The following is a 15,358-nucleotide window of genomic DNA, read 5'->3' as shown; positions in this document are numbered from 1 at the left end:
AGTAAATTTACTGCCTAAACCTGCGGATCAATATTACCATTGCCATCGAAAATAGCATCAGGTTTGGCATCAATAACAATAAATAGTGCAAACAGGGAATCAGCTTTGAAAGTCGCGGTGTAATTTGCTGTCCTTATTCACCGTCAAAAAATGCCTGCAACAAGCCTACGCACAAGTTTAGGACTTATCCAAAGGCTTTTTTGGCAATGATCGCATTTATACATACATAGTTGAAGTTATTACCCGCAAATAAAACAACCCCATCCCGGAAGCGAGATGAGGTTGAAAAGCTATAACTATTTCTGCAAATTAGATGAATTTTAGATGTCTACAATAACTCGATCTATACAAGCCCTCATTTTTTCAGATAGAGTTCGGACATGGGGTTCTCTAAAAATAGAATCGTGATTTCCTGGGACATTTTGAATATCCAAACCTCCTAAGACCATTTCACTCCAACCCATTTGGGGGTCAACCTCCCGTTTTTCCAATGCAAAGCGCTCTTCTGCTCGGAATACAGTAACTCGACCTGGATAAGCTTTTAAAACGTATTCTCTAGCTGCCTGTTTATTGGCCTCTTCGATTGTTAATTTCCGGTAATTATAAGGTACAGTCCGCCAGATTATTAAGGAAAACTTAAAGAGCAATTTTCGGAACTTTTCTTGAAGTTTATACTTCAGCCAAGAACTTTTGTTCCTTATTTGCTCAAGCACGTAATTAGCCCCAAGTTTTGTTAGGTTGTCCCAATGCTGAGAAACTCGCTTTTCTAATGGCGCTTGTTTAATATAATTTGGGCCAGTGGTATCAAATAAAGCTAACAGAGCTACTTTTTGACCTTGCCTTACGAGTTGTTGAGCCATTTCCCAAGCTACTAGTCCACCAAAGGAGGAACCACCCAAAAAATAAGGCCCTTCAGGTTGAATAGTTTGTATCTCTTTGATGTAATGAGCCGCCATTTCTACAAGCTTGGTAAAGGGAGCTTCTTTCCCACTTAATCCTCGTGCTTGTAGTGCATAAAATGGCTGATTTTCACCCAAATGAAGTGATAAATCTCGATAGTAGAGGACACTTAAACCAATTGCATGGATACAAAATAGAGGTGGCTTGGAACCATTGGGCTGCATTGGTACTAGTGATGACCAAGGTATCGATTTTCCTGAGTTGGTAGTACTACTCTCAACCTTATTATGGCTTTCTGGCAAAAACCCTTGCTGGCGAATAAAATTAGTGAATTGCTCAATGGTTGAATATTGCAAGAGAATAGCTAAGGGCAGATTTAGACCAAATGTTTTTTCAATCTGAGAAAACAGATGTACTGCAAGTAGTGAGTTTCCACCCAAATCAAAAAAGTTGTCTTTTATGCCAATGGGATGAATACCTAAAAGGTTTTCCCAGATTTTAGTTAACTGAAGTTGTAATGGATCTTCTGCTGTGGCAAATATTTTTTCTATTTTAGAATTATTTTGATTCAGCGCAGATAAGGCTTTGCGATCAACTTGGTCATTAGCATTCAATGGCAGAGAATCGACTATGAAAAAGCCAGAAGGCAACAAATGTTCAGGTAACTTTTGCTGGAGAAAACTCAGCAGTTGCTCACTCCCAAAAGTTTCCCCTTGTTTGGGGACAACATAAGCAACTAAACCTTTATCCCTAGGAACATCTTCTTTGGCAATCACCACAGTTTTTTGCACGCCTGAATATTGAGCCAAAATTGTTTCAATTTCAGCCAAATCAATGCGAAATTCACGAATTTTTACCTGATTGTCTAAGCGACCCAGAAACTCAATATTGCCGTCACTTAAGTAGCGTCCTAAGTCACCAGTTCTGTAAAGGTATGCCCCAGATTCGCTGCTAAAGGGATTGGAGATAAATTTCTCAGATGTTAATTCGGGACGATTAAAGTAGCTTTGGGTAATACCAATACCGCTGATGTAGATTTCACCAGTTATGCCAATAGGGAGGAGTTGCGATCGCTGATCGAGAATGTAGATTTGGGTATTGGCGATCGCTTTTCCTATAGGAATTTCTGACCGAGTGTTACTGGCTTCAGTGGCAGTCTCTGGATCGTAAACCGTGGCGGTTAAAGTTGTTTCTAGCGATCCATAAGCATTCAGCCAGCGTACTTGCTTGCCAACTTTTTCTACCCAAGTTAGATAAGCATGGCGTGAGACTTTTTCGCCACCAACCATGACTAAGCGCAAGCTGGCTGGCAAGGTTTGTGGAGATAGAGATGGCTCTTTAACTAACTCATACCAAAAATAAGTAGGTAAATTGACAACGGTAATCTGTTGTTGAGCAATGAATGGGAAAAACTGCGTCGTCGAGTTTTGTAGCTCTTGAGACTGGAGAATTGCAGTAGCACCAGTAATCCAACTGGGGAAAAGTGATTCAATGAAAGTATTGCAATTGCTACTAAGTATAAGTAATAGGCGATCGCTCTGGTTCAACTCCCAAGTTTCGCTAATTGCCAAGCTGTGGGTGACAAGATTACGGTGGGTAATAGCTATACCGTTGGGTTTTCCATTGCAGCCAGACACATAGATCACACAGGCAAGAGTTTGATCTGTGGTAAAATTCTCTGGATTTTCAGTCGGGTGCAGAGAGATACCTTGCCAATCACTATCCAAACAGATAACTTGTGCCTGATGCTTAGAGAGTTTCTCAACTAATGAGCTTTGGGTTAATACCCAAGATATTTGGGCATCTTCTAAAATGAAAGCCAGACCATCTTGCCCAGATGTTGGAGCGATGGATACGTAAGTTCCTCCAGCTTTCAAAATACCCAACAGCCCGACAATCATCTCCAGAGAAGGCTTTAGATAAAGACCGACGAGTACCCCCGATTTTATCCCTAAAGTTTGTAAATAGTGGGCTAGTTGATTTGCACGCTGGTTGAGTTCCTGATAGGTTAGTTGCTGATTTTCAAAACTTACTGCAATATTATTTGGAGTTCCTTTAGCTTGAGTTTCAAACCACTGATGGATACAAGTATCCTGAGGAGAATCAGCTTGTTTGCTATTCCACTCAACTAGCAATTGATGTTGTTCAGGTGCTGTCAACAGGGGTAATTCAGCAATCGGCAGATCGGGATTACTAACAATACCTTCGAGTAAAGTGTTGAAGTGTCCCAACATCCGCTCTATTGTACTGGCATCAAACATCTCGGCATTGTAATCAAATACCATGCCTAGACCATTATCTTGTTCCCGCAAGACCAATGTCAGATCGTATTTGGTTTTGCCATGATAGATGTAGCCAAATAGAGATATGATAGTCAAATCAGGTAGTTGCACTGATGCCATGCCACGACCATTTGACCAAGGAGGATTGAGGGAAAATTTTACCTGAAACAGTGGTGAGCTATTGCGACTTCGCTGTTCTGGTCTAAGTTCTTCAATTAGCTTCTCAAAGGGTAGGTCTTGATGGGTATAAGCCTCTAAGCAATCCTTACGCACTCGGTCTAATAATTCTCGGAAAGTTGGGTTAAGAGCAAAGTTACTCCGCAGTACAAGAGTATTAGAAAAAAATCCAATCAACCCCTCAGTTTCAACTTGTCCTCGACCTGCACTTGCAAAGTTAATTAGTAGGTCTTCTTGTCCAGAATAACGGTAGAGCAATAGCTCAAATGCTGCCAATAGAGTCATGAACAGGGTGACACCCCATTTTTGACTCATGTCTGTTAGGGCATGGTTCAGCGCCTTTGATAGCAGCAGGGCCGCGCGATCGCCTCGATAGGTTTGCACACTTTGAGGACGGGGGCGATCGTAAGGTAACTCAATGATCGGTAAATTACCTTCTAGCTTTTGCTTCCAGTAGTTTACCTGTGACTCTAAAACCTCTCCCTGGAGCCATTGATATTGCCAATTGGTAAAATCAGCATACTGCACTGGTAAGGGAGTTAGAGGAGAAGCTTTTCCCGCCGACAATGCTTTATAAATGGTAATGAGGTCTTGATAGAACAGATCGGACGAAGCTCCATCACAAATTATGCAGTGCATATTCCAAATTAGCAGATGTTCGCGATCGCTTAATTGCAGCAATAACACCCGCAAAATCGGCCCATTACCTAAATCGAAGGGTTGATGAGCTTCTTTAGTTGCCAGTAGATGAGCTTCTGCCTCTCGTTGTTCATCTGGTACTTGCCGTAAATCAATTATTGGCAGTGTCAAGGAAACATCAGTGGCGATGACTTGAGTGGGCTTTCCATTCACTGCTGGAAAAGTTGTCCGCAGGACTTCATGGCGACGGACGACTTCTCTTAAACTTTCCTCTAAGACAGCAACATTGAGATTCCCCGTAAAACGTACTACAACTGGCATATTGTTTGAGGAACTATCAGGTTCAAACTGATGAAGAAACCATATCCGTTGCTGACCAAAGGAAAGCGGCAAGTTGCCATTCCGTTCACAAGCGACAATTGGGGGAATTTGTGAACTGGCGGCTGTGTTAATTTGTCGGAGAAAGTTGATGATTTCGGCTTTTTGAGTTTTTAACTCGGTCAGCAATTCCGGTGTGAGACTATCTTTTGCGGCCCGATAACGTAAGCGGTCGCCCTCTAGCCAAAGTTTGACATCGCGCTGACGTAGCTCAGATAGTAGTTCATTTAATGTTTTCATAGCTCACCTTCCTCGTAATCATCAGCTGTTTCACTCTCAGCAGCTTGAACGCCTTGGGTTGCCCACCGCAGAGTTTCCACTCGTTCAGCCAAATCTGCTACCGTTGGTAATTCAAATAAATTGGACATCAGAATTTCTGCTTGCAAGGCTTGGCGCACTCGAGAAACCACTTGAATTCCTAGTAGAGAATATCCACCCAATTCAAAAAAGTTGTCGTTAATCCCAACCTGCTTGACATTAAGAACCTGCGCCCAGATATCTGCAATCTGCTGTTCAATGGGAGTGCGAGGTGCTACATAATTTGCCTCCAGTTCTGGGCGGGAAGCATCTGGCTCTGGCAGTGCCTTGCGATCAACTTTGCCATTGGGGGTTAACGGCATCGCTTCCAGTGCCATAAAAATCGTTGGCACCATAAAGTCAGGAAGTTGCTGTTTCAAGAATCGACGCAATTGCGAAATAACTTGCAAGCTATCTTGAGCAGTTTCGGCAATAATATAACCTACTAAACTAGTCTCATTCGGAATGTCTTCTCGAACAATTACAACCGCTTCTTTGACTCCTGGATGTTGTAGAAGTGCGGTTTCAATTTCACCCAATTCTATGCGGAAACCACGCAATTTTACCTGATAGTCGATACGACCTAAGTATTCAATATGTCCATCTGGTAAATAACGAGCCAAATCTCCAGTTTTGTATAAGTGCGATTTAGGATTTGAACTGAAGGGATTAGAAATAAATCTCTCAGCAGTCAGTTCGGGACGATTTAGGTAGCCCCTTGCTAGTCCTTCACCACCAATATACAACTCACCTGATATACCAATGGGAACGGGTTGTAAATGGGAGTCTAAAATGTAGATTTGCGTATTAGCTAAAGGGCAACCAATGCCTATTGGTTTATTTGCCGTTGTCACCTTGTAGCCTGTTGACCAAATCGTTGTTTCTGTAGGCCCGTAGAGGTTCCACAGACAAGCTCCCTTCGGTAATAATTGATTTGCGAGGTCTCTAGGTAAGGCTTCGCCTGTGGAAATCATCTTGAGTTGAGGACTACCTTGCCATCCGGCTGCCAGTAATAGCCGCCAAGTAACTGGTGTAGGTTGCATAAAGGTTGCCCCGGAGGTGGTTAGCGCTTTTAACAGTTGAGTACCATCAGCCGCAACTTCACGGCTTATTAATACCAACTTCGCACCTACAGACAGGGGTAGAAAAATTTCTGAGACGGCAATATCAAAGGATAGGCTAGTAACAGAGAGGAGAGTATCTTCAGCAGTTAAACCGGGTTCTTGTGCGATCGCATTCAGGAGATTAACAGCACTCTGATGTTGAATTTGAACGCCTTTCGGTTGACCTGTCGAGCCAGATGTATAAATGACGTAGGCTAAGTTATTGGCAGTGACGTTATGTGTAGGGTTATCCAACTCATAATCTATGGATTGCCAGTTGCTATCAAGGCAAACAATCTCTGCTTGATGTTTGGGTAGACCCGATTTTAGCTTCTGTTGCGTTAGTAGCACTGATACCTGAGCATCTTGCAGCATGAAAGCTAAACGTTCTTGAGGATAAGCATAATCTAATGGTACATAAGCTCCCCCAGCTTTGAGAATGCCTAAAACTCCTATAACCATTTCCAAACTGCGCTCGACACACAGACCAACTAGAACTTCTGACCCGACTCCTAAGCTTTGGAGGTAATGGGCTAGCTGATTGGCTCGCTGATTCAGTTCGCGGTAGCTAATTTGTTCATTTTCAAAAACTACAGCGATCGCATCTGGAGTCTTCTCCACTTGAGTTTCAAACAGCTGGTGAATGCAGATATTTTGGGGATAAGCTGTTTGAGTATTGTTCCATGTTGCTAATAACTGTTGCTCAATTACTGGCAAAATTGGCAATTTAGCAATACTTTGATTAGGGTTAGTAACTATGCCCAATAACAAAGTTTCAAACTCTGCCATCCGGCGGCGGATAGTATCAGCGTCAAATAAATTAGTGTTGTACTGACATTCGAGGATAAGTTCATCATGCGATTCTGTAGCATTGATAAACAGTTCAAAATTCTCGAATGCGCGGGGATTGGAGAAAAATTCTACCTCTAAATCGATAAACGGAAGTCGATCGCTGTCTAAAGCTTGATCGACATTAAATATAATTGGTACTAAGGGAATGCGGCTAGAATCCCGTGGCAATACTAATTTTTTTATCAGACTACCAAAAGTAAATTGTTGATGGTCATAAGCATCTAAGACAGCCGAGCGCCGCGATCGCAAGTAGTCGCTGAACGATGTTTCGCCATGAATTTGGCTACGCAAGGGTAGTAAATTTACGCAGTGACCTACGAGATTATATTGCCCTAAAGCAGCTTGTCCGGCGGCTGGAATACCTACAACTAAGTCGTTTTGTCCTGTTAAACGGTGCAGCCAGACCTCAAATCCTCCCAGGATCGTAGTCATAAAGCTACAACCGAGTTTCGTTCCTAATTGTTTCAGGTTGGCAACTAGTTCGGGATTTAAATGCCAATCTTCGCGAGCGGCGTTAAAGGTTCTGAGTGGGGGACGGGGGCGATCGCTAGGGAAATCCAGTACAGGTACAGAGTCAGCGAATTGTTCCAACCAATATTTTTCTGTGGCGATCGCTTCTGGACTATCCGCCTCTTCTTCCTGCAAAGTCGCGTATTCACTGAAGTAGTCTGGTTCTTCTAATTCAGGAACAATACCCTGTTGCAAGCCAGAATAAAGTTTACCCAAATCTGGCATCAGCACTGCCCAAGACCAACCATCACAAATAATATGATGGGCTGTCAAAATAGCTAGATGCTCCTGCGGCTGCAATTTGACAATTTTTACTCGAAATAGAGGGCCATGTTCCAAATCAAAAGGTTGCTCTACCTCTTGTCGCCAGATACTAGCTAATTTTTCCTGTTTTTCCTGTGGTTCCAGGTTAGAAAGTTCAATAATCGGAATTTCAATTTGCCGAGAAGCAACAATGCAGAGTGTATTGCCATCAGTACTAAAAGTTGTCCGTAGTGCTTCATGGCGTTGTACTAACTTTTCCACCGCAGACTGGAAAACTTTGACATCAAGTTCGCCTTTTAGTCGCAGAGATTGAGACTCGTTATAAGCACAATTGGCAGCATCTCCCATTTGCACAGAAGCCCAAATTTCTTTTTGTGATTCTGTGGCAGGGGCGGTCAAAAGCAATTCTCCATCTGCAAATGGATCAAAATCAACCGCAGTTAATGTAGATTGGTAATCTATAGGTGATGAGGTCATAAAACTCTATTATTTTCTCAGTGTATTGAATGTGATTAAATCTCAATCTTTTCTTTAAAAATAACTTTAAATACCTGGTAGCTCTAAAATTTTAGACTTTAAATAATTACGAGCAGGAACTTCTACAAATCTATATGTCAATGATGCAGCCAATAAAATAATCATCAGAAATACTCCTAAAAATATCAATTGTTGATATTCTGTGAATCCTTTGCAAAAAACATTGTGAAATTTATAAAGCCAGAAAACTTTTAATAATTCTAGAACAAACCAATGAACCATATAAATTGAGTAAGATATCGTCCCAATATATAGCATTAACTGTGAATTTAGAAAATTTGATATTAAACTGTTGTTGATAGATACTGATAAAATCAGTAGAGAAAAAGCTGGTAAAATTAGCCAATCATGAATGTTACGAAAATCATGCCAATAGTAATGCATAATTAAAATTATCCAAGTTATAGCTATAATTGCCAGGAAATTAAGATTGAAATGCTTTTTATAATTACCTCTGCAGTAAATTTTGTAAGTAATAATACCCAATATGCATTCTAGCCCACATCTAGCTATTGAAGGTATGCCAATAATAGTATCTAAATTGCCACAGGTAAAGGTGATTAGCATTAAAATGCTAACAAGAGTAAAACTATAAATAATTAAATCAATTTTGTGGTTTTTTTTTAATAAAATTAATAATAAAAATGGAAATATACAGTAAATAAAAAATTCTACGCTAATTGACCAAGCCGGTTCATTCCAATAGGTATTACACCATAATAAAGGTGGGCACTTTAGGTCGAACGCTTGTAAAAGAAAAATATTGGCAACAAGAGCGGTTAAGTTAAATTTACCAGTAAAAGCAGAAGTGTTTAGTAAAAATGCTTTGACAAATTCTAATCCAATAAATAGAAAAATTATAAATATATGCAAAGGATAAATTCTAGCAAAACGCGAGAATAAATACGAGCAATAGTGATTTAAACTTACTTTTAAATAAAAATCCTCCGCATAGACGTGGGTCATGATAAAACCACTCAAAATAAAGAAAAAGTCAACCCATAAATATCCATTTGTAAAAAAATTGCTATAAGTTGATAAAGTTGAACCTGTTTTCGGTAAACCGTAGGAAGAAAAATGGTGTAAAACAACAACCAAGGCTGCAATACCGCGTAAAGAAGTGAGCGATTTAATGTGTTTATATATTGACATTTTTGGTTTTAATTTTTACTTATAGCAATCCTGTTTTAGTTGTGAAAGTTATTTTTTAATGTAGATGCGTAGTTGCTTGTTGTCAGCGACTATGGAGGATGTAAGTTTGTATAAAAATAAGCTACACAAAGCATCTAAAATAGAATATTTCACAAATGATTTAGAATTGCTATAGAACACAGATTCAGTATTCAGGCTAATTAATAATTAATCATTTGGAAAAATTTAGATTTTTTTCGTAATCTTGTCGAGAAATTGCTTTAGCCTTCCCTCAAGAGATTTGAGTCTTAATACACCAGAGCGCAGTAGCATAAATTTATTTTTCGGTCGGCGATCGGATAGAAGACCCAGAGCCAAAATTTTGATCCGGTCTTTCAAGGGAGACTTACCTGGTGGAGTGGGTTCTAATCCCAGTCTGCGTAAATAACTGTTCACTTGATATATTCTGGCTTTGAGATCGTAAGGTCGCAGATAGAAGAGGATACTCAAAGCTACAGAGACATTATTATCATTTTTGGCCCAATGGGGTGCCAGTATTGGATGATGGAGTCCCTTGCCTGGTTGCAAATGGTAAACCCTTGCTTTACTCTGATTTTCCTCTTTATAATTTGCTACATTCAGGTCACCTACGTAAAATTTTTCAATCTCCTCTTCGCTCAGTACAGAATGATCGTTTTGATTGAAGAGGCTCATATCTTTTTTGCCCTGAATTTGAAACAAGAAATTCAACTCACTATCGATATGGTAAGGTGTAATAGAATTAGGAGAACCAATAAAGATGTAAGCACCTAGCCACGTCATTTGCTGCCGAAGGGGTTTACCTGTAAGAGTTTCGAGTTCAGTTATAATTTGGTCAACCAAGGCAGCATATTCTGAGTCTACTTGAACATCTTCAAGCATGACCCAAGAATCTGATTCTCCAATATGTGCGATCGCCTCGTTAATTTGCTTGATTCCAGGACGCTGATTCCACTTTTGCTCAACAGGGACTTTGCTGATATAAGACTGGATTTTATTTGTTCTACCCTGACTTAACATAGTATTTGCCAGCTCAACTAAGCGGGGAATCTCAAATAAAGCATGTCCTGCAAGGTTATGCGAAAACATGAAGTGAGAAGAGTTGAAGTTTTCCCGGAAGTTTGAAATATCAGTTTCAATGATTTGTTCCGGGAGCTTTGCATCGGACTTTATAGAACTAGGTTCAAGTAGATTATCAATCGACATACAAAACCTTTATGGATGAGTATTTGCTATTTGCAAAAATTATTGACACGCACTATACTTTCTCTGCAATTGCTTTTTTAAAATACTTCAGGAAACACTGGCAACTTGTAAATATTTCCCAGGTCGCTCAGTATCAGGAATATACCAGGCGGGGTTCCCTTGGGGATCGCGTCCTAATCTGGCATCAGGTTGCGGAGGACGATTGCGTAGGCTGTTATTGGTAATTTCGCGGTTTGTTACTTCTATGGGCAGTGCAGAGAAGAAGCCAGCAGACTGCATTTCGGCAATACTTTCTTTAAAGGCTGCCATTACAAAAGCCAGATCGGCTTCGGAATGGGCTGTCGTCAAGAAGCAAGGACGATGATCCCAAGTATGCACTCCCTTATCCCGGAGCAAGTAAAACAGTAAATCTCCATAGGTGAACTCTGGTGCAGATTTCACCATGAACAGGGAGCCGAAATTATAAGCTGTAAACGGTGCTTGAACTTGCTGTAAATAGCCCATAAGTTCCGCTACAAACTTATCAGTTCTTGCATTGAGATTTTGCTGCAAGCTGGGGCCACTCTGTTTTAAATGCTGAAGTACTGCTTTCGCCGCTGCTAGTGCTAAAGGATGGCGAACAAAAGTGCCGGCAAAGTAAGTCACGCCTACTTCTGGAACAGAGTCATCGCCAAACTGCCAAAACCCGCCATCTAAAGCATCCATATATTGTGATTTGCCAGCAATGACTCCAATTGGTAGCCCACCGCCCACAATCTTACCGTAGGTTGCTATATCAGCTTTGATACCGAAATGTGCTTGAGCGCCACCTGGATGAATTCTGAATCCGGTAACGATTTCATCAAAAATTAGGGCAATACCAGCTTCCTGAGTGAAATCACGCAATTGTTGGAGGAATTCCTTAGGCTGGTATTCAGGGCGACGGCTTTGTACAGATTCCACCATCACTGCTGCTAACTCATCAGCCCGACTTTTGAGGATTTCTAGAGACTCAGGCGAATCGTAGTCCACCACCAAAATATTCTCCACCATTTCAGGTGGGATACCAGGAGCAGCTGGAATTGACCGGAGTTTTTTTGTACCTCGAACAATTACTTCATCCAAAATACCATGATAAGCTCCAGAAAAGATGGCGATTAAGTTACGCCCTGTGATGGTGCGTGCCATCCGCATCGCTCCCAATACTGCTTCTGAACCTGTGTTGCAAAAGGCTGCTCGGTCAAAGTTGGTCAACTCACACATTAGCTTTGCCACTTCTCCAACTAAGGGAGTTTGCGGCCCAATTTCCATGCCGAGTTTAAGTTGTGCTTCAATTGCTTCGGTAATGAAAGGTGGCGACCAACCAAACAAATTCAAGCCAAAGCCATTGCTTAAATCGACATATTCATTGCCATCAACATCCCAAAGTTTAGAACCTGATGAACGAAACACCACGATGGGGTAAACCATCTCTTTCATCGTCGGGTTAAATCCGGAAACAGTTCTTGGGTCTGCCAGATAAGGGCGATGAGATTGAGTATATTCTTTGGATTTTTGAGTCCGTTTTGTATATCTTTGAATAATTTTGTCTAAATGAGTGCGTTGTTGCGCTGTCAGAGTTTTAGTTTGGGTCTTTTCAATTCGAGCAGCCGCACCAAATGTCTTTTTAGCACCATTTGACTCATTATCTACCGATGTTTGTGATTCTTTGCTCGTTTGGGTTGTGGGGACAGATACAGCGTTTGGTGGCTTGACATGATTATTTTGAGATGTCGCCGCAGGTACAACTGGAATTGTTAGAGATTGACTGTTATTACCCAATAGTGCCAATTGCTGGCTCATGATTTGTAGCTGCTGATTAATCACATTTTCTAGGATGCTATTAGATACAGCAGGTTGCAGGGAAATCTGAGGTGCAGATCCATTTGATCCATTTGTATGAACTTCATGCACTAGCAAAGTGGGTGATGTGGTTGCAGGTGCTGATAATGCTGCTTCTGGAGTTGGTTCTGCAACGGTTTCTGTTAATCCTAATGCGGATAAAGTTTCGGGAGACAAGGCTGAATTGATAAAGTCAGCCAGTGTTCCTAAATTCGGGTAAATTTCTAGTAACTGTCTAAGCGTTACCTTGACTTGAAACTTTTTCTTTAAAGCTAACCCGACTTGTGTCAGAGATAAGGAATCTAATCCCATTTCTAAAAACGTCGTCAAGTCGTCAACACTAGCGATTTCCAATCCTGATGTTTCTTCGATAATTTCTTTGAGCAGGGGAATGAGCTTTTGCTGAGGAGATGTTGTCATAGTTTGGGTCTTTTCTAATAACTGGGGATTTGCAAGTTTGGGAATTACTGCACGATTGGGATGAGGTGGAGGATCAATCCAGAAGCGTTGGCGTTCAAAGGGATAGGTGGGTAGGGGAATTCGTTGTCGCGTTTCCCTTTGATAGAAGTTGCTCCAATCAATAGATACTCCTGCTAGCCACAGTTGTCCTACTGCTTTGAGTAATGCCGTCCATTCGGCTTCATTCTCAGCGTTATCACCCAGAGAAGGAATCGCTATCTGTTGTTTAATATCTTTTGCTTGTTGGCGGGCTAAGGTTGTAGTTGTGATTCGCGGCCCCACCTCTAACAGTACGCGTTCTGGTTGCTGCCATAGGGTTTGTACGCCCTCTGCAAATCTTACAGTCTGACGTAGATGTGTAGCCCAATACATCGGATCGGTTGCTTGCTGGACTGTAATCCAGTCGGCGGTAACTGTAGATACAAAGGGAATTTGGGGTGGTGATAATTTAACCTTTGCAACTACCTCAGCAAAGGGGTGAATAATGCTATCCATCATTGGAGAGTGGAAAGCGTGGGAAGTGTGTAAATGGCGACAGATAACTTCTTCGCTTTCAAGTTGTTTTTGCAGAACTGCGATCGCCTCTGTGGGGCCAGAAACTACACACAGGGAAGGGCCGTTAATTGCGGCGATCGCAAGTTCTGTACTCAATCGTGGCTCTACCTCTTTGGCTGGTAGGCGCACTGAGAGCATAGCCCCTGCGGGTAACTCCCACATGAAGCGACCACGAGTTGCAACCAACATCAACGCATCTTCTAAGGTGAATACACCCGCAATACAGGCGGCGACAAATTCGCCAATACTGTGACCAATCATGCCTTGCGGCTTGACTCCCCAACTTCGCCACAGTTGCGCTAAGGCATATTCAATGACGAATAATGCTGGTTGGGTAAAGCAGGTTTGCCGCAGGGAGATAGCCGCAGTTTCGCGTAGGCGTAGCCCGCCGTAGGCATCGCTCGGTGCAGGATAGATGATTTCTCGTAAATCCTTGCCCAGCAAAGGCTTAAGGATTTCAGCACATTCATCTACTGCTTCCTGAAACACAGGTTCGTAGTTGTAGAGATTCAATCCCATGTTCACATATTGCGATCCTTGTCCGGGGAACATGAAGACAACGGCTGGATTGCGGATTTCTGTATGACGGGTATTTACTTGATTTGGATCTAAAGATTGCAGGGCTGCGATCGCATCTGTGATATCGTGACAAACTATACTGCATCGGTAGTTAAAAGCTTTGCGCCCTCGCTGTAAAGTATAAGCTACATCAGCTAAATTAATTTCGGCATTGTACTGCAAATGTTGCTGCAAATTTGCTGTTGCAGCCTCTAAAGCTTGACTAGTTTTTGCCGAGAGTAAAAATAGCTGCTGTGGGCGAGAAGATCCTGAACTTTGGATTTGTGGCGCTTCTTCTAGCACAATATGAGCATTAGTCCCGCCGACACCAAAAGAACTCACACCAGCTCGTCGCGGAGTTTCACCTTCCGACCATTCAGCTAGTTTGGTATTTACATAGAAGGGGCTGTTGGCAAAGTCAATTTTGGGATTGGGAGCCTCAAAATTTAAACTAGGTGGAATTTTTTTATGATGCAGAGCGAGAGCGGTTTTAATTAACCCTGCTACTCCAGCCGCTGCAACTAAATGTCCGACATTGCTTTTAAGAGAGCCGATCGCACAAAATTGTTTAGCATTTGTATGTACGCGAAATGCTTGTGTCAGCGCTTCAATTTCAATTGGGTCGCCTAAAGGTGTTGCTGTGCCGTGAGCTTCAATATAAGAGATGGTTTCCGGGTGAAAGTTGGCATAAGCTTGCGCCATCGCAATCGCCTCTGCTTGTCCGTCTACGCTGGGAGCCGTAAAGCTCACTTTATCAGCGCCGTCATTATTGATACCAGAACCTCGAATTACAGCATAGATGCGATCGCCATCATTAAGTGCATCTTCTAAACGCTTGAGGACAACTACTCCTGCGCCATTGTTGAACATTGTGCCCTGAGCGCTGGCATCAAAGGGACGACAATGCCCATCTCCAGACAACATACCGCCTTCTTGAGCCACATAACCGCTGTTTTGAGGTGTAGTCATAGATACACCACCAGACAAAGCCAAATCGCACTGATAGCTGGTTAAGGCTTGGCAAGCCTGAATGACTGCTACCAAAGAAGTGGAACAGGCTGTATTGACGCTGACAGCTGGGCCTTTGAGGTTGAGTTTGTAAGCAGCACGGGTTGTCAAAAAGTCTTTTTCATTGGCTAACATCGTTTGGAACTCACCGATGCGATCGACAATTTCCATACGTCCAGAAATGTGGTTAGCAAAATAAGTATTTTGACCACAACCAGCGTATAAACCAATTAAACCTTCAAAAGACTCTGATTCATAACCAGCATTTTCCAAAGCTTCATAAACCAACTCTAGGAAAACTCTAGCCTGTGGGTCCATAACCACAGCTTCTAGCGGATTAATGCCAAAAAACGCAGCATCAAAGGTTTCTCCCCCAGGAATTACTCCTCTAGCTTTCACGTAGCTAGGATCTTTACAAAGGTTCGGATCAATACTAGGATCTAACTCCTCATCTTCAAAAAAAGTCGTTGATTCTAATCCCTCGCACAGATTGCGCCAAAACTCATCGACATTTCCAGCGCCAGGAAATCTTCCTACCATACCAATAATGGCAATACCATCAATAGGATCTTGGTTATCTGAGGTTTGCATATTCACCATTGC

The 15,358-nt window shown here is 42.0% G+C and carries 4 protein-coding genes and 1 pseudogene; all 5 read right to left on the bottom strand.

Annotated elements, in window-relative coordinates; translation table 11 throughout:
* Positions 1-320: 320 nt before the first annotated feature.
* Positions 321-4,616 (bottom strand): amino acid adenylation domain-containing protein, encoded by a 4,296-nt coding sequence (locus V7K60_RS28665; RefSeq protein ID WP_334930660.1) that lies wholly within the window; start codon positions 4,614-4,616, stop codon positions 321-323.
* Positions 4,616-7,879: pseudogene (locus tag V7K60_RS28660) on the bottom strand (non-ribosomal peptide synthetase); the annotation flags it as partial. The pseudogene V7K60_RS28660 and the gene V7K60_RS28665, both read right to left, overlap by 1 nt.
* A gap of 66 nt (positions 7,880-7,945) precedes the next feature.
* Positions 7,946-9,091 carry an acyltransferase family protein gene (locus V7K60_RS28655; protein WP_334930656.1) on the bottom strand — a complete coding sequence of 382 codons (1,146 nt, stop codon included), beginning with the start codon at positions 9,089-9,091 and terminating at the stop codon, positions 7,946-7,948.
* 225 nt (positions 9,092-9,316) lie between these two features.
* The gene (locus V7K60_RS28650) at positions 9,317-10,315 is read right to left on the bottom strand and encodes a cupin-like domain-containing protein (protein WP_334930654.1); all 999 of its coding nucleotides are present in this window, start codon (positions 10,313-10,315) and stop codon (positions 9,317-9,319) included.
* A gap of 87 nt (positions 10,316-10,402) precedes the next feature.
* On the bottom strand, positions 10,403-15,355 hold the full coding sequence (locus V7K60_RS28645; RefSeq protein WP_334930652.1) for an aminotransferase class III-fold pyridoxal phosphate-dependent enzyme: 4,953 nt from the start codon (positions 15,353-15,355) through the stop codon (positions 10,403-10,405).
* Between the last annotated feature and the right edge of the window lie 3 nt (positions 15,356-15,358).

Origin of the sequence: Nostoc sp. (assembly GCF_036917555.1) — a bacterium.
Classification (GTDB): domain Bacteria; phylum Cyanobacteriota; class Cyanobacteriia; order Cyanobacteriales; family Nostocaceae; genus Nostoc.
This window is presented reverse-complemented; position numbering and strand designations above follow the sequence as displayed.

Coding starts and splice junctions, on each gene's coding strand:
- V7K60_RS28665 (WP_334930660.1), bottom strand. CDS start 4,616: ATGAAAACATTAAATGAACTACTATCTGAGCTACGTCAGCGCGATGTC.
- V7K60_RS28655 (WP_334930656.1), bottom strand. CDS start 9,091: ATGTCAATATATAAACACATTAAATCGCTCACTTCTTTACGCGGTATT.
- V7K60_RS28650 (WP_334930654.1), bottom strand. CDS start 10,315: ATGTCGATTGATAATCTACTTGAACCTAGTTCTATAAAGTCCGATGCA.
- V7K60_RS28645 (WP_334930652.1), bottom strand. CDS start 15,355: ATGGTGAATATGCAAACCTCAGATAACCAAGATCCTATTGATGGTATT.